Here is an 18,259-nt window from a genome sequence, read left to right as displayed (position 1 = left end):
TTAAACTTTGCTAAAGGTAGATGAGTGTGGCGAGTTGAGTTGATTAAGGGATACAGATAGAGGTTAAAAAATTGAAATTCCAGACCCAAAGAAAGACATCTGGATATTCAAACAGCCATTCAAACTTCTGGCTTAGGCATTCCAGCCATGATGGATTCTCCCTCTAGAACCACCAGTATTTCACCATTTGATTTCAGCCAATATCCCCGTAAAAATGGCACCAATTCCGGGGTGACAGATGATTGTGGAGGAGATTGAATTAAATCTGGATCGCAGCTTTCGATGTCTTCGACTCGATTCACTACCAATCCCAGCATCTTTTTTCCTGTGATTTGGCTACCAGTTCGCTGTTTACCAAGGATTTGCTGTTCCCCATGAATCACAATGACTGTGTAGGTTGATCGGTTAATTGCCTGTAAGTATAAGGGAGTCAGCCCTACCAAATGACCGAGATCCGCAATCCATAAAATCTCACCGCGCCAGTTATAAACTCCCATCACCCAAGCTGGCATATGAGGAATGGGGACAATCTGACTAACTGGAATTGTCAGCACCTCTGTCATTTGGTGCATGGGGAATAGTGCGGTAATGTCAGGAAAAAGATGAAACCGCAAAAATTGCTCTCCCACGACTGCTTTATGTTCTGCGGTTGGGATTTCAAATTGTTGAATCAAAGCTTTGTTGCCAGACAAAAATTCAGATTCCATTGCTTGTCTCTTGACGGTGCTGACGAAGATTTTTCCTAACCTTTAATTAATTGATTAACAGTACGCAGTAGTTCCTCTTGATCGACTGGTTTTGGAATGTAGGCATCTGCTCCTTGTTTCATGCCCCAAAATTTATCCATATCAGTGCTTTTGGTGGAACACATCACGACTGGAATTTTGCTGGTTTCTGCATCTGCTTTGAGTTCGCGGCAGAGTTCAAAGCCGCTACGACCGGGCAATACAACGTCTAAAATGATCACATCAGGTTTATGGCTACTGATTTTTTCTAAGGCTTCTTCTCCAGTATTTGCTGTTAAAACATTTAACCCACCTCGTCGCAAGCAGCTAGCAAAAGTTTCCCTTTCAGTTAGGGTATCTTCAACGATTAAAGCAGTATGCATTGTATTAAGGCTCCTAGGAAAAACAAAAATCAACTGACCACGAGGGAACTGTTTTTGAGGTGCTTGAGGTACTTGTTGGTTATCGCTAGCACCTTTTCTGCATCGACTGGTTTCCCCATGAAATCTGAAGCTCCGACAACCTTAGCTCGGACTCGGTCAATGATACCGTCATTTCCTGTCAAAATAATAATTGGGGTATCTCGGAAAGCAGAAACTTTACGCAATTGGGTACAAATTTCATAGCCGTTCGTATTGGGCATTACCAAGTCTAAAAAGATGATATGAGGTTTGCGGTTTAATAAAGTAGCGATCGCTCGCATCGAATCTGGTACTGCCAAAAATTGATACCCGGCTGACGTAAGAATCTTTTCCATATTTTTGCAAACCAACGGGCTATCATCCACACAAGCAATGAGTGGTTTTCGAGTTGCCGCTTGAGCGGGTGTTTTGCCTGAAGAAGTCGGAGGATTTTTAGCAGTTAATTCTGAAGAAGTCGGGGAAACCGGATTTGCTAAATCAGGAATATCATTTAACTCTACTAATCCAGTTTCAAGGTAAGGCAATAGAGATCGGGTTACTTCCGCAACATTGCGCTTAGTTTGAACTGCAATATCTCGTAAGGTTCTTTGCCCATCTAATAACAATGTCAGAGATTTATAAACGGTAGGCGATGTTTTTTGTTGGAGTTGTTCTGGTTGCTTGATCGATGGCGCTCGATTGGGAAGCACATCAGAAATTTTAGCGATTTTCCAGGCTTGCCAAATTTCTTGAGTTTTCGCGATCGCTTGTTCGGCATCAATCAATAACAACTGGGGGGCTAAGGCATTTTCTTGCTTGATTTGTAATGCTTTTGGTACTTCTTGAGTAATGTCAAACAATAATTCAAGAACAATGCCTTGAATTATTTTTACAACTTGTTCGCGGGTAATTTTTTGCTGCTTCAGCCATAAACATAACAAATAATATTCTCGACAGTTTTTGCTAAGATCGGAAGAAGTTTCAGAAATATCAGTTTGTAAACTAAGTTGATTCGGACTAACATTAGAACAATTTATTCCTAAATGTCTTTGCCACCTTCTAACTGGATGAGTTCCTCCAGTTGCGTACAAAATCCGACCCAGGTAGAAGTAAAGAATCCACTCTCGCCCCAAAGTACCTTTCAGGAACAGCCGCCCACTAAAGCGAGCTTCCTTCAAAGTAGTCAGCTTGCTAGCAAAAGCAGTAATCGTCATAGGTTGGGCGGTCATAATTCTTGATTCCTTCTTGCAAAGTTCGCTTGACTTTAGCGAAAACCAGAGTTTACATTTATAAATATTTCTGATAAAAAAGCCTATTAATTTAATTAATAGCACTATATAGAAATAACAAGTCTCAGTAATTTTACTGAAATATTTTTAGAATTTTAGGCGTTCCGTAAATTTACGAAAACTCCCTATTTTAATAATTTTTATTAAGATACGAGCAAACAATTTGATTTCGCTTTGATAATAGTAAACTGAGTCTTAGTTGAGTAAAAATTAAGATAGTTTATTGAGCATAAAACGGAATAAAAAATCCCCCAGGTTGATGCAACTTGGGGGATTTGATCCAAAAGCAGCCTGCTATTGGGTATTAGGAATTAGCCTGCCGCAGGGATAAGTTGCTACAGGTTGTTCAGAAGCATTTTCGACAACAGCGGCAGGAATTTCATCGGAAGGCTGGGTTTTTGCTGCTTGATAGTCCGTCCGCAATTTTGAGAACATCTCTTCTCGACGATCGTACAAGCGCTTCAGGGGGCGGGGCTGACATTGGTTCATCACGTAGGCGCCGATGAGAGGCAGGGCAATTGTGCTGTCGGTGTAACAGACAATGGTGCTAGGTAACTCTTCGGGGTCAATCTTGCCCCAGCTAACGGCTTCGCTGGGTGTTGCACCAGAGAGTCCGCCGGTATCAGGACGCGCATCGGTGACTTGTACGAAGTAATCGTGACCTCGTTCCTCTAATCCCAACACTTCGTGAAGTTGCGGTTGAGTTTGCAGCAGGAAGTTTTTGGGACTACCACCGCCAATAATCACGGCGGCGCTTTTGCCTTCTACGTCTGGGTTGCCGGTTTCACGAGCGCAGTAGGCGATCGCAGCTGTCTCATTCACATCAATGGCTGGATCTAGCACTAAGTTTGAGCCTTCCAAGGACAATGCTGCTACGTTCATCCCAATCGAACTATCCCCCGGCGAAGAAGTATAAATAGGCACACCACATTCATAAGCTGTCGCCAATAAGCAGGAATTTTTCACTCCTAACTGCTTTTCCACTTCCCGAACATACTTTCCAAGCAGGTAGTGAAATTCAGCAGTTCCCATCCGCTTTTGGAACGGTTCTGCTTGCAAAATCTTTCGGATGAAGGCATCAGTTTCCAGCAGCACATCGTAGCCAAAGATAATGTCATAAATGCGAATGGTGCCTTCTTCGCGCAGTTTCACATCATCTGCAAACGGATTCCCTGCGTAAAGGTCGAAACCCAGCCCGAAATGCATATCGTGGTAAAGATTGGCACCCGTGCTGATCATCCAGTCAATAAAACCGTGGCGAATCAGGGGAGCCAAAATTCCCACACCCATTCCAGCGGGGGTCATTGCGCCTGATAGGCTGACTCCGACGGTGACGCCCTCACGCATGACCTCTCGGCTGAGCAAGTGACACATTTCCCGCAGACGCGCTGAGTTGTAGGCGCTGAAGTAACCATCAATTAGATCGACAACATTAATTGCTGTCGGCATGGGGGCGGGTGCGATTTTGTTACCGGGCAGTTGTGACATTTTTAACTTTTAAAAGAATGAACCGCATTGTCAACTATAACCAGCAAAAGCGGGTCAGAAACCCAACTGGAGCAGGAAAAATATAAGTGTGGGGAAAAGATAAATGAGCGTTAGAGCGATCGCACTCATTGCATCCTCACGCAGATAATTTTGTCGGGTGAGCAGCGAGCGCGATCGCGCCATCCCTTATCTGATTGAATTCTACTCAGTATCGGTGGGGTCTTTTTGCCCTTACAGCACTTAGGATTTTTTCAGGCGAGCGCTACCTTGTCTTAAATAATTTCTTTTATCGCAGCCGAGTAAGAATTATAGGCAGTATCCCCAAAGCAAACGAAAATCGCCTGCTCTATCGAGGTAGTGCGCTCCAAAAACTTCTTCACTTCAGTTACAGCAATTCTAGTGGCGCGTTCTATCGGGAACCCATAGACACCCGTGCTAATAGCTGGGAAGGCAATGCTGCGTATCTCGTATTGCTCCGCCAAAGCCAGAGAATTGCGATAACATCTAGCTAGCAGCTCATCTTCCTGGCGATCGCCCCCTCGCCAAATTGGGCCAACTGTGTGGATTATCCACTCGGCGGGGAGATTGTAACCTTTTGTAATCTTTGCTTCACCAGTGGCACAGCCCTTCAACTGGCGACATTCTGACAACAATTCTGGTCCAGCGGCGCGGTGAATTGCCCCATCGACGCCGCCACCACCGAGTAAGGAGGTATTCGCTGCGTTGACGATCCCATCTACCTTTTGCTGAGTTATATCGCCTTGAACGATTGCAATTTTGCCTAAAATCATGGGATTTTTTTCCTTAGCACAAAAAACTGGCCAAGACCGGCTGAGTCATAATTGCCATCATAGGGGTGTTGCAAAGCTCCCTGCGGGGATCGCAAAAGCGATCGCCACAATTCGATAAATCTCAAATTTTTGTAAACTGGAAAAAGGTCATTCTCATGGCTTTAATCCAGAGAAGGATTTTGTCTCAGTCCAGTCAATATGACAAGATGGCAAGCAATCTTTCCTCTCGCAATCCAGTTAGAGTTCAATCAGCATCTCAGAGTCAGCACCATAATCATTGGTCTAATTTTGAGGAAATGTTGCAACGGCTTCATGCAGAAGGTTTGTACATTCATCCCGATCATCTGGCAGAATTTCTGCTGGCGCATGGTATCCCTGTCAACCTCCGCTATGTACCCGAACATTTGAAGAGTAAAGCGGTTTTCATTAACGAGAACTACCAGGGCGATATGGCTCATTTAGTTGAAGAACCCGATGCTACTTCCAGCCAGTTTCCGTGGTTGAATTAAGACCAGATAATCGCTAATGGCTAATCGCTCGTGGCTAATTGTTAATAGTTATGGGCGATTAGCGATCGGCTCTCAATTAGATATGTAAGATCAAAACTTTGATTTTTCCTCAGCAAGGGGAGAGATTTAATTTAGCAGTTTATTTACGTCTATTTACTGATAACAGTTGGGCTATAAATTGCAGATAGTTTTAAATTCGTTCACATAGGCAGGGCAACACGCACAATGGTTTTTTGAGTGGGAATACTCTCAATTGATAATTCGCCAGCGTGTAGTTCGGCTAGGCGTTTAGCAATGAGCAAGCCCAAACCAGAGCCTTGCTGTGAAGCGAGTTTGCGCTCAAATCGCATATAGGCTCCAATTGTCGCAATTTGCTCTGGTGTCATCCCCTGTCCGAAGTTGCTCACGGACAGTACAAAAGTGCTATTTTTACATCGAGTGGCAACGCGAATTGCGGTGTTGGGAGACGAAAATTTACAGGCATTATCGATTAGTTCTTCCACAATTTTTCGCAATTTTGGCTCTGAAATTAAGACGGCAGCTTCTTGGAGGTCTAATTCCAAATCCATTTCCCGACAAACTTGCTTGGCTTTTTTAATCGCCGCTTCTGCGATCGCGCTCTTCGCTGAATCAGTTCGGCTGTTTTGTCTAAGATCCGCTATCTGAAGCGGATCGGTTCCGATTAGCTCTAATTGAGCGAAGAGTAAAAAATTCTGGACTAACTTAGATAAACGTTCCGCAGAGGTACGAATATCGACTGCCATTTCTAGAATTTCTTGCGGTTCTAGGGAGTCGGCTTCATCAATTAACATTTGCGAACAACACAAAATGCCATTGAGGGGAGTATGGAGTTCGTGAGGGAGGGAGAAAGAGATATTGCTGCGTAAATCATCGAGTTTTTTTTGCGAATGTCGCTCAATCGCCGCCTGTTTTTCCATCCTCGCTGCGATCGCTCCCAGTAATTCCGCTCTCGTAAATGGCTTGGTGAGGTAGTCGTCTGCACCCAATTCCATCCCTTGACGCCAATCGGTTTTCGCTGCTTTGGCAGTGAGAAAGATAAAGGGAATCGTTGCCGTGACAGGGTTAGAGCGAAGTGCCTTCAGAACGCCATAACCGTCGAGTTCCGGCATTAGCGCATCGGAGAGAATTAAATCAGGGATTTCTGCTTGAGCTAACTGCAACCCTATTTGACCATTTTCGGCTGCAATAGCGTCAAATCCCTCTGCTTCTAACAACTCCAGAATGTTCTCTCTGATAGATATTTCATCTTCAATTACCAGAATCTTTGCCATATCAGCGATCGCCTAGCAGGTAAGCAATTAAAAATTAAAAATGTCAGCTCCCAGGACTGCAAACAAGATGTTCGCTAGGATTGTCCAAATTCAATGCACAACAGCCGAGCAGCTTTAATAAGGTTTGAGTATGTTCGGGGCACTTTCTGCTATACACCCAAACTTTCCTTTTAAATAAAGACTTTAGACTTTATCTTGCAAGAAAGATTACCTTAGCACGGGCGGGTAGACCTTGCCTCTACAGCACTCTTCAGGGGTAGTCTTACTTTAAATTTAGTGCCCACACCCACTTTACTCTTAACGGTAATCTCACCCCCGTGAAGATCCACACACTTCTTAACGATTGCTAATCCTAAACCAGTTCCAGGGATGTTGCCGACATTCGCAGATCGATGAAATGCTTCAAATAAGCACTGACGCTCTTGCAGAGGAATCCCAATTCCTTTGTCTTCAATTTGGAAGACGATTGCATCTTTTTGTTGGGTAATTTCAAATCTGATTGGACTCCCTTCAGGTGAATATTTTATCGCGTTTGAAAGGAGATTGCTAAGAATATGTCGCAGCAATTTTTCATCTAGACTAAAGGAGGTAGATTTGCAATGATTAATCAAGTTAATTGCACGGGAATTGCCCTCATTCAGTTGCAATTCTTTCACTAATTCAATACAAAATTCTTCCAGATGCAGCGGTTCAGGTTTGAAGTCCGACTGTCCGGCTTCGGCTTTACCAATGATTAATACATCATCAAGCAGTCCAATCATGTGCTTAACAGCGATTTGAATGCGATGCAGGTGGATGAGTTTTTTCTCTTCAGACCAATTGTTACTGTAATGTTCCAATAATTCGGCAGAAGAGAGGATCGTACTCAGGGGAGTGCGGAATTCGTGGGAAGTCATGGAGATAAAGCGGGATTTTAGGTCGCCGAGTTCTTTTTCTCGCTCAAGCGATGCTCGCAGTTCTTCTTCTAATTGCTTTCGTTTGGTAATATCAATTCCTACTGTGACAGCCGCTTGATCTTGGTTGTATTTCTGCGCCACCATAAGATAATTTTTGATATTGCCGTCAACTTCTGCGGTCACTTCCTGAGAGGTTGTTTTCGTCGGGGAAGCAAAAAATTGCTCCACAAATTCACTAAAGTTGGAGCTACTATCAAAACAGCTAAGTTCCTGACCGATAAATTCCTCTGAAGACAAGTTAAAGGATGCAGCTAAATGCTGGTTGACGCCCAGGTATTGTAAATCCGAGCTAATCCAGGAGACAAATCCAGGCACGGCATCTAAGACGGCTAAAAGTTGGTTTTTTGCCTGTTGCAGCGCCAATCCCATTTGCTTATATGCTGCCATTGTAATTTCATGCACCTCTGACTGAGCCAGCAGAAGTTGATGCACGTCTAACAATTTATAAATTCCGGGTGCCGTTTGTACAATGATCGGTTCATAGATCAATTCAGGCGATCGCTTCAAAGACTCCCGCACCGCTGCGGTAATGGAAGTATAACTGGGAAAAACTAGAATTTCGGTATGGTTGAATTGATAGAGCGATCGCAAACTTCGTTTCGACAGTAACTCCAAGCTGTAACGACGGCTCAGATATTCAAAAAAACGCCTGCGACTGATCATCCCGACTAGTTGGTTTTTATCCATGAGGATTAAACCCGGTAGTAGCGGTTTTTCCTCGAAAAGCCTGAGAACCTCTGCGGCTGTGTGGTTGTATTCAATGCAAGCCTCATACAGGGTTAATCCCTGCAATGTAGACTCCAAATTCAGATTAAGTTGCTCTGCACCTTGTTCAGAAGAGATTGATAAGGTTAAAGACATAAATCTTAAAAGAAGGTAAGTAAATTTATACTGAAATCAGTGTTGCTGAATCTATAGGCAAAATGGAAGGGGGGTTATGCCCTCTGTCTTGAAGTGATGACTGGGAGCGATTCCCTGCAATTAGAAGGAATTGCCGATGGCTTATCCTGATGCATATCCCTTTGGGGCTATTTTAATAGGTGTGAAAGTTTTTTCTAGGCAGACTTGATGACAACTCCTACCCCGACTGATTTAAATAAAAATTTAGAATCTGCTGACTTACTGGAGACAGAAACATCATCACTAACTCCAGAACAATACCAGCGCAAGATGCAGCGGCGCAAGGAAGTTCAAGAGCAGCGGGTGGCAAAGGCATCTCAGGAGAAAGGCTTAATTATTGTTAATACAGGCAATGGCAAGGGAAAAACCACTGCTGCTTTGGGAATGGTAATGCGATCGCTTGGTCACGGCTATCGAGTCGGGATCGTACAATTCATTAAAGGAGCCTGGGAACCCGCTGAGAAAGCTGTCCTCGGTCGCTGGGAAGGTCAGCTAGAGTTCCACGCGATGGGAGAAGGCTTCACTTGGGAAACTCAAGACCAACAGCGAGATATCCAGAAAGCGCATCAGGCTTGGGAAACTGGACTCAGCTTTATCCGCAATCCTGAATTTAAGCTAGTGCTGTTGGATGAAATCAACGTAGCTTTAAAACTCGGTTATTTGAGCGTTGAGGAAGTGCTAGCTGGTTTGGAGGAAAAACCTGCGGATTCTCACGTTATTCTCACCGGCAGAGGTGCCCCAGCCGCCCTGATTGAGCGAGCCGACTTAGTAACGGAAATGACCCTCGTTAAGCATCCGTTCCGGGAACAGGGCGTCAAGGCGCAGCCAGGAATCGAGTTTTGAAGTTCAAAAAATCAAGAAACCCGTTTTCTTGAAGAAAACGGGTTTTTGGAGGAGCTAATTGTTTTTCTGGTGATTAGTCCTTGGTTAGTAGCAACAAACTACTGACAACTACCTTGATTTGCACCGCCAAAGCTTACTAATTGTTAGAAGTTAACTTTACAAGCGTTCAAGATTTGCTGGTCGTTAGCGCTAATTTTGTTAATTGGGTGATAGCCCTGGAGCCGTAAACTATCTTCAATGGGCAACCGACTATCGGCAGAGGCGACTGGGGGGGCTTCGCTGAGGGCAATTGAGTGAGAATATGTTGTACTGTCGTAGGGGTCTTGAACGGTTAGATTGATTTGCTGTGCCCCAACCTTGCCGGAAAAACAACTATATTCTGAGGAAGGCATATAAAACGCACCCCTTACCTTTCCCTGACGCGCCTCAAATACTATATATTCTTGACCAATCTCTTCTGTCTTTTGGGAGCTACCATACAAATAAATACCGTCAGCCACTGAAGTGTCTGATGCTGGCATTTGTGCAAGGGAAACGGAATTTGTGCCAACGATTCCCGTCTTACTAAAGGATGTTGGTGCTTGCAATGCAACTGTGCTGGTTGCGAAGCTCATCGTTAGAAGTAATCCTAGGGCAGGTACTTCAAGCGGAAGCCGAGACATAAATTGCTGATAAAACTTGTTAAGCACCGTTTTTTCCCCCCTAGCAATTACGAGCAGACACCCTCAAGCATCTAATTACAAAGTACCTAATTCCTTAGGTGTAAAGCTTCACCCATTTGAATGAACCGTAGGTCATCCGAAAGGAGTTTTTTTTGTTAAGACAAGCAACGCATTCATCTTTGATTCCCGGTTATTAAATTGCCTTCTAAAATCAAAATGCGTATTTATACTCACTTTATTCACCCGTTTTATGAGCTTTCCCAAATCGGGTCAGTGTGGGCTTGTCTGTAGTGCTTGTTCCTTAACTGTGGATGACTTCACCGGCAGCCGTTTGAGTTCCCGAACTGCGTTACGAAACTTTACAAAAATACAAAAAAAGAGCAGTAACAGATTTTAGATGTCTACAAAAAACTTCAACAGGTAGACACATCTACTCGACAGGGGCTAAAAGCGGGGATTGAAATGACTGAAAAACCCGCCCTTACTTAGCTGTAAGGACGGGTTTTAGGAGCGATCGCTATAGGATGATGTGGGAGGCAGGAGCATAGCGGGTCGATCCCGCCTCTACAATTAACTAGCAGCGATATACTCGCGGACATTCGCCTGACGACGGCGCAGATGGGCGAGGGCTTGGTGTTCTAGCTGGCGTACCCGTTCGCGGCTGAGGCTTAGGCGTTCGCCGACTTTTGCTAGAGATAGCTCGTTACCATCTTCCAATCCAAAGCGCAGAGTTAGCACTTCCCGCTGCTGTGGGGTTAGTTCTGCCAGAAGATCGTCCAGGTCTTGCCGCAGCGACTCCTGAGTCATATAATGGTCAGGGGTTGGCCCTTCGTCTTCCAGAAGGTCTTGCAGTTCGGTATCCTGGTTATCGCCAACGCGCACATCCAGAGAAATTGGTTGACGGGCGATATTCAAGTACTCGCGGATCAAGGCGGGTTCTAAGTCCAGCGCCTTAGCGATTTCACCGGGGGTAGCACTGCGACCAAGCGTCTGAGCTAGTTCCCGTTGCACCCGCTTAATTTTATTAAGCTTTTCGGTGATGTGGATGGGCAAACGAATCGCACGGGCTTGTTGAGCGATCGCGCGAGTAATCGCTTGGCGAATCCACCAGTAGGCGTAGGTCGAAAACTTGTAACCGCGCATCGGGTCAAATTTCTCGACGCCGCGTTCCAAGCCGAGAGTACCTTCCTGAATCAAATCCAGGAATTCCATGTTACGCTTCTGGTACTTCTTCGCGATCGCGACCACTAGACGCAAGTTAGCTTCTATCATCTTGCGCTTTGCCCGCGTTCCCAGTTTGATTATCCGGTCAAGTTCGGGTTCACTCAAGCTAACATGGTCTGCCCACTCTTGATGAGTTGGTTCTCGCTGCAATGTCTCAGCCAAGGTCTCCTTCGCCTCCAGCAGCGCCATCATTTGCTGCACCTGCTTGCCGAAGACAATCTCTTGTTCGTGGGTCAGCAGGGGCACGCGCCCAATCTCATGCAGATAGGTGCGAACCATATCAGCCGTAAACGTGGGTTGTTTAGTCGTCTTTTTTAGGGTGTTGGCAGTGGGCATGAGTGAGTGGTGACTCCGTAAACAAGCAACAATTCTGTAGCAGGGGTTGACCTTAGCGGGAGATTGCCAGCTCTTACAATGAGAGTAGCTAGGTCAATTAGTGGAACACATCCTGCAAAAGTTGTAAAGATCGCCTACCCAATTGAATAGGCAAACATAACACACAAAAAGCTAATCGTCAAACCTTTCGGCTGGGGGATGCCTTAAAGAGCTGGTATCGACCCCCATTTAGCCACTCCTGATAGGTAATAAAGGCTAAAAAGTCAAAGTCGGTATGAGTTTGTTTTACATTTCTATCGTATCACTAATGATAGACGACGCTCCAGGTTGAAAGGTTCATCCGATTGGGTTAAACTTGCTGCTCTGGCAAATTCCTGTTAACCCTTGAGTACCACCCGGAAAATCATTAGCTAAAAGCGTCCTATCTGTGTCCTATATATATAATCATCCACGGAAAACCCTTCAACGGGTACTCTAGTCCTTGTGGGATAACCGAACTATTTTTGCCTAGAAGTCCGTAGTCAATAATCATTGGACTATTGACTACGAATTAAAAACCACGATCAAAAACCAATATCAGCTTTAGCGGCTTCAGCCGCAGCGAACACTTCATCGTCTGGCATCTCTTCCCAGCAAGTATCGCCAATTTCTCTGTAGAACGTTTCATCGTAAGGACGAGTCCGCACCACCACAGGCATTGGAACCGCGTGACCCAAAATTAAAGCTTGTTGCTTGGAATCCAATTTTGCTAGAACGGAACGCAGACTCATGCCGCCAGAGACGCCGGTAAAAATGGCATCGATGTCTTTGTCATCATTTAGCAAAGCCGTGATGCGGGTACCTATCTGGGACATCACCTCATTATCAATTCCAGAGGGACGCTGATCTACCACCAGAAGGGTGACAAAGTATTTTCGCATCTCGCGGGCAATTGTACCGAAAATGGTACTTTGCACGATGGCGGAGTCAAGGAAGCGGTGGGCTTCTTCTATCGTAATGACTAGCTGCTGAGGACGATCGATGGGGTTTTTGGTCTGCAAAAACAATTCAGACTTACTTACATAAGCTTTGTGAATGCGGCGGGTGATCATATTCGTCACCAGCATATAGGAGAGCATATCTGACTGAGAACCAAACTCAATCACCACGTGCTGACCTGCATCGAGGCATTGCAAAATTTGATTGACGTAGTTGTGGGGACAGGCAGTACGTAGATATTTGAGATTTTCCAGGCGCATCAGCTTACGCTGCAACGCCATAATTGAACCCTTATGACCCTTCTTCTCCTCGCAGAACATCTGGATTTCCTCGTTGGTCATATTCAACAGTTGGACAATCCAGGAGTTGCCAAACTCGGCGTGCAGAATATTGGCATTGTCCAAAGCTGCTTCGGAAAGACCTAACTCATTCCGCACAAGCATGATGTCTTGGACTTCGATTTGGTCGTAGCTGAGGTACAGTTCCTGAGAGTCACGCACCCCGCGCCGCTTGGTAGATTGGGGGTCAAGGGTGTAAATTTGCACCTGTCCTGGGAATAGCTGCCGCAAGCCTTTGACAGTGCTGAAGTGTTTGCCTTCGCGGACAGCTTCCCAGCCATATTCCGAGTGCATATCAAAAATTAAATTGACCGCTGCCTGCCTGCGGATGATGCCAGATAAGAGTAAGCGGGTGAGAAAGGATTTGCCGGTGCCAGATTTCCCGAAAACGCCGTTGCTGCGTTCCACGAATCGGTGTAAATCCAGACATACGGGCACATCCATATCCAAAGGTTGACCGATGGCGAAGTTGCACCGAGTGGGGTCATCTTCCCAACCGAAGACGGCGCGGAAATCGCGTTCCGTCGCATCATAAACCTGGCTGAAATGACTGGGAATTGTCTTAACGGGCATCAACTCCATCTCAGTATCAGCACTGCTTTGTAGTTGAAACGATCCCAGAGTTGCACCGTTGGATTTGCCGTTGGAGTTAGGATTTTCGGCACCCACCACATAAGCGCCTACTGACTTTGTTGCTTCTCGTGTCAGCATTAACATCGGCGTCAGATTGATGGTGCCATAGGTGCCACTCCCTGCTAGAACCGCTTGCAAAAAAGTGTCCTCTGGACTGGGAGGGTTGGCAACAATTCGCTGACTGGAGGTGCCCAGCGAAACGTCTGTGAGCATACAGAAGAAATCTGAACGGGCACCTTTGACTACCAGAAATTTGCCAACCCGCATATCCTCTACAGAAATATCGGGATGTAGTCTTACTTCTAGTCCCTGACTGAGGGAGCCTTGAATTACCGACCCTAATGGCATTTCCATAATCGCTTCTGGAGTCTTTTTAGTGTTGCTTCAGAACACTTAGGCATCCAAAGTTTACCCTAATTCTCGGAGCCTAACTATTCGCTCAATCTTAGATTTTGGATTTTTCAACCAATCCAAAATCTAAAATCTAAAATGGATTGCCTAATCTATCTCAATTGATGTTGGCGTTGAGCCTGTGGCTCCGGCGGTTGTGTTGGCACTTAGGGGTTTGCGATAATCGGCATAAAGGCGATCGCGCCAGTTGAAAAATGTCTCGTAAGCGCTACGGTCAGCCAAACCAGGGATTCCTTTGCCTCTAAGGGTTTCGGGAAGGTCAAGATAGGGGCCAGAGGGAAATTTAATCAGCATACTCAGCCCAGCGACGGCAAAATCTGCCAAGGTTGGATAGTCGCCGACTAAGTAAGGGCTTTCCAATAGTAGCAGGGATAGGCTCTCTAGGTCTTGCTGAAGATCCTCTGTCGCCGCTTGTACGGCATCGGGGCCGTATCCGACGCCAAGACCCAGGAGATTCAGCACTTCACCAGGCAGTGCCCCCACGAGAGTCTTGAGAGCATCTGGCGTGTTGCTGGGTAAAATCGAGGTGCGGAAGCTCTGATTTTGGCTGAGTGCCCCAAACAACACCTTACGACTTTTGAGACCGATAGATTCATCTGCCCAGGCTTCAATCAGTAAGCACAGTCCCTTTTGTTTCGGGTCAACGGGGATTAGGGGTCGGTCGGGATATTGCTTATCGAGGTACTTAGCGATCGCTGTCGAATCAGCAATTACTGTATTGCCATCCTTCAGGACAGGTACCTGTCGTTGACCAGACATGCGGAACAATTCTACCTGTCCCACTCCTGGCGTTACCTCAATTTTGCGGTAGGGCAGACCTTTATAATCCAGCAGCAGTCGCACTTTTTCGGAGTAGTGGGATAGCTCAAATTGGTACAACTCCAGCATTTTTTATCTCCTTCTATTTTTAAGTAACACTGTTAATCTAACGTTTTTAGCCTACTATTGTTATTATTTGCATCGCTGGAACTAAAAGCAAAAGTTATTGTTTTTGGGCAGTTACACTTATTGAATTACTTATTTTTACTGATAAAAAATCCAACTTGGAAAATTACAATTTTACCAAATTAAAAAATTAGTTCAAATGGCTTTATTTTTATTCTTAATAAAAAATGAGCAAATTGGCTCTATTAAATGCAGCCAAATAACGACGGCTGTAACACAAAATAGACCCAATAAAAATACCCCAGGCTAAGCTGGGGTGCTTTCTAAATGCTAGATGGTAATAAAAGGGAACCCTTAATTAAGCTCTCTGGCGAGTTAACAAGCCCCACAGGAATAGCAGAACCATTGCGCCTAGAACAGCAAAAGCAATACTCGGTACTGTCAACGCTCCGTAGGCTGCGCCTCCCGATGACCCCAGTAAAACTTGGCCTAAGTAACCACCAACCAAGGCACCTAAAATACCTAATACCATTGTGGCGAGGATACCGCCGCCTTGATGACCGGGATAAATAGCTTTAGCAATCGCACCTGCAATCAGACCTAAAACAATCCAAGCAATAATTCCCATTTTTTTGCTCCGTTCTTATTAATGTTTTTTGTTGATGTTGTTATCTTTTTGTTGTTATTAGAATAACAAGCTGGCTTAATTGTCCACCTCTATCAGAGGGTATAATCAAAAGGCATAGATAATGAAGCTATTGCTTAAGTTTGTTTATATATAAAGAAGTAGTATTTCCAGTTAATTAACTCGATTGCAATAAATTTTGGCTGACTGAGGGCGGTTGAAGCCAGAAACGGCAATCATGACTCAACTCGCCCAGTGGAGAGAGCGGTGCTAGCCTCAGCAAAGCGGAGAACAAAGCTCTATTTAGTCAGACGCGCGAACTTTTTACTCCCCTAACAGAAAGTAGGCAGGAGGGAGAAAAGCCGGAATCGCTACGAAATAGAAATAGTTTCTGCCTAGATGAGCGTGGGTAAACGTAGGCGCGATCGCAACAAAATTCTCCTTTTAGTCTGAAGAGCATACCAGCCGCCTTGCAACCTCTAACTCTTAACAAGCCGCCACGAAGAAAGCTAACGCTGACATTCTTAATAAGAAATAAGTTGCACCTTTTCGCCTATTTAGCTACTTAGATTGTTCAATCCCCCTGTGTTGTCCCGGTTTCCCCATCGGTTGGCAGAGGAACTCACACTTTAGGCAGAGGTAAACATATGTAACAAAATGTGAACTTAACTAAGTCTAAGTTTTTAGGGAAACCCTTAGCAATGACCAATCAAAAACGCAACAGTTTGATTAAACAACTGGCTAGCCTGATGGGAGTTATCGGTGCTAGTACCCTTATGGGTCTGCCAGCTGGTGCCCAGGTGAATCCCAACCCTGAAATTCTTCAATCAGACGTTTTCAGCAAGCCGCCCTACAATCGCGATCGCAGCGCTCAGTCGACCCCAAGAACCGTACCATCCCCTACCGCTATCCCTAGCCAAGGCGCTCAGCCGCAGCCATCTTCTACAGAAGGGATGATACAATCCCCCAGCAACAGCACTCAGCCCCCTGCTACAGAAGGGATGATGCAATCCCCCAGCAACAGCACTCAGCCCCCTGCCACAGAAGGGATGATGCCAGCCCCCGGCGAAGGTCCTGACCCGGCTGCTACACAAGGGACGATGCCTTCAAGTAGCAACTTGGTTGCGCTTGCTGCCCAAAATGGTTCATTCAAAATTCTAACTGCTGCTTTGGAAGCCGCAGGTTTGACCGAAACCCTCGAACAACAAGGACCGTTCACGGTTTTTGCACCGACTGATGCAGCATTTGCAGCTTTACCCGAAGGCACTGTCGAAAAGTTACTGCAACCAGAAAATAAAGCGATGCTGGTTCAGATTTTGACCTACCACGTCATTCCCGGCAAAGTGAGTTCTTCCCAGTTGAAATCTGGAGAAGTGACGACAGTTGAAGGCAGCCCAGTCACCGTTAAGGTTGGAAACGATGGCGTGATGGTGGGCAACGCCAATGTCTCTCAGGCTAACATCGAAGCCACTAATGGCATCATTCATGCGATTGACAAGGTGATTATGCCACCGATGCCGACCAAGTAGATGTGAAACAGAGTCATCGTTTGTAACGCTAACGTTTCAAAAGAATAAACACCGTTCCGAGAAAGCTTGGGGCGGTGTTTTTTATCTCTGGCTATGAATAATTTGGTACTGAGGAAATTCAGGATAAATTAGAATACAATCGACACAAACATGGAGCATTTTGCTTCATGGGCGCTGAGGAGTGGGGAAATGGAGCGTTTCAAGGATTTATTTCTGCAAGAAGGAGTCGCCTTAGAAGGTGACAGGAAAAAGGTAAAAAAAAGCCTTTTTTACTTTTTATTTTTTGCGTTTTACTTTTTGCTTCCCGTAACCGATTCGGCTTCCGGTAAGATAGGGTTTGCTTTTTGTCAGCCAGCATCGGCTCAAGCAGCATACGGCAGCTATGTGGGTGTTGGTGCTACAGTGGGGATTAATGATAATGATTTTGGAGAAGGTCGCCAAATCGGTGGGGTGGTTGCTGTACGCTACAAACTCTTGCAAGCTCCCCTTTCCTTAAGGGCACAAGCGCTAATTGGGGCGAGTCCAGCGGTTGTGCCAACGATTTCCTATGATATCCCCCTCAACTGGCAAACAGATGTCTATGTGGGTGCAGGCGTTGCTTTTGGCAGTGGGAATCGGACACCTTCGCCGGTAGGGGATAAAACCAGTTTTGCGATTCAACCGGGGATTGATTACGTCGTTCCCAACAGCAATGCTGTTCTGTTTGGCAATGCGATTATTGCTTTTGATGCCTACCGCGATGGCGGTGGTACTGCTGTTTCAGTGCAGGGTGGTGTGGGTTTGAGATTTTAGGATTGCCTGTGGCGAGACAGTGGATTTGAAATGATATGCGATCGCTCGCTTTAGATTTCTAGACGCCTGCGAATCTGCTGCACAATTACGTCCAGCGGCTCGGAAACGTCCACCCAGAGGGCATTCTGTGGTTCCTCAAGGGTGTCAAACTGGCTTTGCAGGAGTGTTTTGGTCATAAAGTGACTTTGACGCTCCTCCAGCCGCTGCGCGATCGCCTCAAAACTCCCTTTGAGATAAACGAGGCGCATCTGTTGTGGATCTCGCCACAGCATCTGACGATAGGATTCTTTTAAGGCAGAACACGCTAGTACCCGATTCTTGCCTTCCTGTAGCCATTGGTCGATGGCGTGTTGCATTGCTTGCAGCCACGGCATTCGGTCGGCATCGGTCAGGGGAATGCCTCGGCTCATCTTTTCAATATTAGCGGTTGAGTGGAAGCAGTCGGCGTCGCTGAAGCCCCAGTTTAGTTCTTGTGCGAGTAGCTGGGCGACGGTAGATTTGCCGCTACCAGATACGCCCATGACGAGAATAATCACTTTTTTATTACTAATCCGTTTCAGTTATTTTAAAATGCGATCGCTTCCATAATCTTGTCGATTTTAAATAATTGAAATTAAGCGATCGCGCCCATTAAATCGCCACACCTACATAA

17 protein-coding genes are annotated in these 18,259 nt (G+C 45.6%); 4 read left to right on the top strand and 13 right to left on the bottom strand.

Translation table 11 applies throughout. The annotated features are described in order from the left end of the window. Positions 1-119: 119 nt before the first annotated feature. The 5 genes from H6F52_RS14415 to H6F52_RS14395 all read right to left on the bottom strand — a co-directional run bounded on the left by H6F52_RS14415 (position 120) and on the right by H6F52_RS14395 (position 4,694). Positions 120-707 (bottom strand): chemotaxis protein CheW, encoded by a 588-nt coding sequence (locus H6F52_RS14415; RefSeq protein WP_190437513.1) that lies wholly within the window; start codon positions 705-707, stop codon positions 120-122. Positions 708-742: 35 nt separating this feature from the next. After that, the gene (locus H6F52_RS14410; protein ID WP_190412983.1) at positions 743-1,108 is read right to left on the bottom strand and encodes a response regulator; all 366 of its coding nucleotides are present in this window, start codon (positions 1,106-1,108) and stop codon (positions 743-745) included. A gap of 29 nt (positions 1,109-1,137) precedes the next feature. After that, positions 1,138-2,355, bottom strand: a complete 1,218-nt coding sequence (locus H6F52_RS14405) for a response regulator (RefSeq protein ID WP_190412982.1) — start codon at positions 2,353-2,355, stop codon at positions 1,138-1,140. Positions 2,356-2,709: 354 nt separating this feature from the next. Further along, a complete protein-coding gene (gene speY, locus H6F52_RS14400) occupies positions 2,710-3,903 on the bottom strand; it encodes a deoxyhypusine synthase (protein ID WP_190535702.1) in 1,194 nt (397 codons plus the stop codon). Positions 3,904-4,175: 272 nt separating this feature from the next. Further along, positions 4,176-4,694, bottom strand: coding sequence for an O-acetyl-ADP-ribose deacetylase (locus tag H6F52_RS14395; protein WP_190535700.1), 519 nt, complete (start codon positions 4,692-4,694; stop codon positions 4,176-4,178). Positions 4,695-4,759: 65 nt separating this feature from the next. On the opposite strand from H6F52_RS14395, the gene H6F52_RS14390 reads away from it, so the two are divergent. After that, positions 4,760-5,203 carry a hypothetical protein gene (locus H6F52_RS14390; protein WP_190535699.1) on the top strand — a complete coding sequence of 148 codons (444 nt, stop codon included), beginning with the start codon at positions 4,760-4,762 and terminating at the stop codon, positions 5,201-5,203. Positions 5,204-5,403: 200 nt separating this feature from the next. Here H6F52_RS14390 and H6F52_RS14385 read toward each other — a convergent pair whose 3' ends face one another. Both H6F52_RS14385 and H6F52_RS14380 read right to left on the bottom strand, forming a co-directional pair. Beyond that, on the bottom strand, positions 5,404-6,495 hold the full coding sequence (locus H6F52_RS14385; protein ID WP_190412977.1) for a response regulator: 1,092 nt from the start codon (positions 6,493-6,495) through the stop codon (positions 5,404-5,406). Between the two features lie 212 nt (positions 6,496-6,707). Beyond that, complete coding sequence (locus H6F52_RS14380; RefSeq protein WP_190535697.1) at positions 6,708-8,312, bottom strand: ATP-binding protein; 1,605 nt, start codon at positions 8,310-8,312, stop codon at positions 6,708-6,710. Between the two features lie 207 nt (positions 8,313-8,519). On the opposite strand from H6F52_RS14380, the gene cobO reads away from it, so the two are divergent. Next, the gene (cobO, locus tag H6F52_RS14375) at positions 8,520-9,194 is read left to right on the top strand and encodes a cob(I)yrinic acid a,c-diamide adenosyltransferase (protein ID WP_190412975.1); all 675 of its coding nucleotides are present in this window, start codon (positions 8,520-8,522) and stop codon (positions 9,192-9,194) included. 143 nt (positions 9,195-9,337) lie between these two features. Here cobO and H6F52_RS14370 read toward each other — a convergent pair whose 3' ends face one another. The 5 genes from H6F52_RS14370 to H6F52_RS14350 all read right to left on the bottom strand — a co-directional run bounded on the left by H6F52_RS14370 (position 9,338) and on the right by H6F52_RS14350 (position 15,289). Continuing rightward, a complete protein-coding gene (locus H6F52_RS14370) occupies positions 9,338-9,856 on the bottom strand; it encodes a hypothetical protein (RefSeq protein WP_190412974.1) in 519 nt (172 codons plus the stop codon). A 570-nt stretch (positions 9,857-10,426) separates the two neighbouring features. Then, positions 10,427-11,416, bottom strand: coding sequence for an RNA polymerase sigma factor, RpoD/SigA family (locus H6F52_RS14365; protein WP_190412973.1), 990 nt, complete (start codon positions 11,414-11,416; stop codon positions 10,427-10,429). Positions 11,417-11,979: 563 nt separating this feature from the next. Then, positions 11,980-13,719 (bottom strand): ATP-binding protein, encoded by a 1,740-nt coding sequence (locus H6F52_RS14360; RefSeq protein ID WP_190527488.1) that lies wholly within the window; start codon positions 13,717-13,719, stop codon positions 11,980-11,982. 144 nt (positions 13,720-13,863) lie between these two features. Then, positions 13,864-14,664 (bottom strand): glutathione S-transferase family protein, encoded by an 801-nt coding sequence (locus H6F52_RS14355; protein WP_190412971.1) that lies wholly within the window; start codon positions 14,662-14,664, stop codon positions 13,864-13,866. 355 nt (positions 14,665-15,019) lie between these two features. Continuing rightward, the gene (locus H6F52_RS14350) at positions 15,020-15,289 is read right to left on the bottom strand and encodes a GlsB/YeaQ/YmgE family stress response membrane protein (RefSeq protein WP_190412970.1); all 270 of its coding nucleotides are present in this window, start codon (positions 15,287-15,289) and stop codon (positions 15,020-15,022) included. A 698-nt stretch (positions 15,290-15,987) separates the two neighbouring features. On the opposite strand from H6F52_RS14350, the gene H6F52_RS14345 reads away from it, so the two are divergent. Together H6F52_RS14345 and H6F52_RS14340 are read left to right on the top strand one after the other, a co-directional pair. After that, positions 15,988-16,815 (top strand): fasciclin domain-containing protein, encoded by an 828-nt coding sequence (locus tag H6F52_RS14345; protein WP_190535695.1) that lies wholly within the window; start codon positions 15,988-15,990, stop codon positions 16,813-16,815. Between the two features lie 189 nt (positions 16,816-17,004). Further along, positions 17,005-17,607: a hypothetical protein gene (locus H6F52_RS14340; RefSeq protein WP_242028977.1), complete on the top strand. Its 603-nt coding sequence runs from the start codon at positions 17,005-17,007 to the stop codon at positions 17,605-17,607. A gap of 50 nt (positions 17,608-17,657) precedes the next feature. Here H6F52_RS14340 and H6F52_RS14335 read toward each other — a convergent pair whose 3' ends face one another. Next, positions 17,658-18,143, bottom strand: coding sequence for a gluconokinase, GntK/IdnK-type (locus H6F52_RS14335; RefSeq protein WP_190527495.1), 486 nt, complete (start codon positions 18,141-18,143; stop codon positions 17,658-17,660). Positions 18,144-18,259: the final 116 nt, after the last annotated feature.

The sequence above is a fragment of the Coleofasciculus sp. FACHB-542 genome, from assembly GCF_014695825.1.
Taxonomy (GTDB): domain Bacteria; phylum Cyanobacteriota; class Cyanobacteriia; order Cyanobacteriales; family FACHB-T130; genus FACHB-T130.
The sequence above is the reverse complement of the archived record's forward strand: the minus strand, read 5'-3'. Positions and strand labels throughout refer to the sequence as shown.

Excerpts from the sequence above, each read along its gene's own strand:
- H6F52_RS14415 (WP_190437513.1), bottom strand. The coding sequence starts at position 707 with ATGGAATCTGAATTTTTGTCTGGCAACAAAGCTTTGATTCAACAATTT.
- H6F52_RS14410 (WP_190412983.1), bottom strand. The coding sequence starts at position 1,108 with ATGCATACTGCTTTAATCGTTGAAGATACCCTAACTGAAAGGGAAACT.
- H6F52_RS14405 (WP_190412982.1), bottom strand. The coding sequence starts at position 2,355 with ATGACCGCCCAACCTATGACGATTACTGCTTTTGCTAGCAAGCTGACT.
- speY (WP_190535702.1), bottom strand. The coding sequence starts at position 3,903 with ATGTCACAACTGCCCGGTAACAAAATCGCACCCGCCCCCATGCCGACA.
- H6F52_RS14395 (WP_190535700.1), bottom strand. The coding sequence starts at position 4,694 with ATGATTTTAGGCAAAATTGCAATCGTTCAAGGCGATATAACTCAGCAA.
- H6F52_RS14385 (WP_190412977.1), bottom strand. The coding sequence starts at position 6,495 with ATGGCAAAGATTCTGGTAATTGAAGATGAAATATCTATCAGAGAGAAC.
- H6F52_RS14380 (WP_190535697.1), bottom strand. The coding sequence starts at position 8,312 with ATGTCTTTAACCTTATCAATCTCTTCTGAACAAGGTGCAGAGCAACTT.
- cobO (WP_190412975.1), top strand. The coding sequence starts at position 8,520 with ATGACAACTCCTACCCCGACTGATTTAAATAAAAATTTAGAATCTGCT.
- H6F52_RS14370 (WP_190412974.1), bottom strand. The coding sequence starts at position 9,856 with ATGTCTCGGCTTCCGCTTGAAGTACCTGCCCTAGGATTACTTCTAACG.
- H6F52_RS14365 (WP_190412973.1), bottom strand. The coding sequence starts at position 11,416 with ATGCCCACTGCCAACACCCTAAAAAAGACGACTAAACAACCCACGTTT.
- H6F52_RS14360 (WP_190527488.1), bottom strand. The coding sequence starts at position 13,719 with ATGGAAATGCCATTAGGGTCGGTAATTCAAGGCTCCCTCAGTCAGGGA.
- H6F52_RS14355 (WP_190412971.1), bottom strand. The coding sequence starts at position 14,664 with ATGCTGGAGTTGTACCAATTTGAGCTATCCCACTACTCCGAAAAAGTG.
- H6F52_RS14350 (WP_190412970.1), bottom strand. The coding sequence starts at position 15,289 with ATGGGAATTATTGCTTGGATTGTTTTAGGTCTGATTGCAGGTGCGATT.
- H6F52_RS14345 (WP_190535695.1), top strand. The coding sequence starts at position 15,988 with ATGACCAATCAAAAACGCAACAGTTTGATTAAACAACTGGCTAGCCTG.
- H6F52_RS14340 (WP_242028977.1), top strand. The coding sequence starts at position 17,005 with ATGGAGCGTTTCAAGGATTTATTTCTGCAAGAAGGAGTCGCCTTAGAA.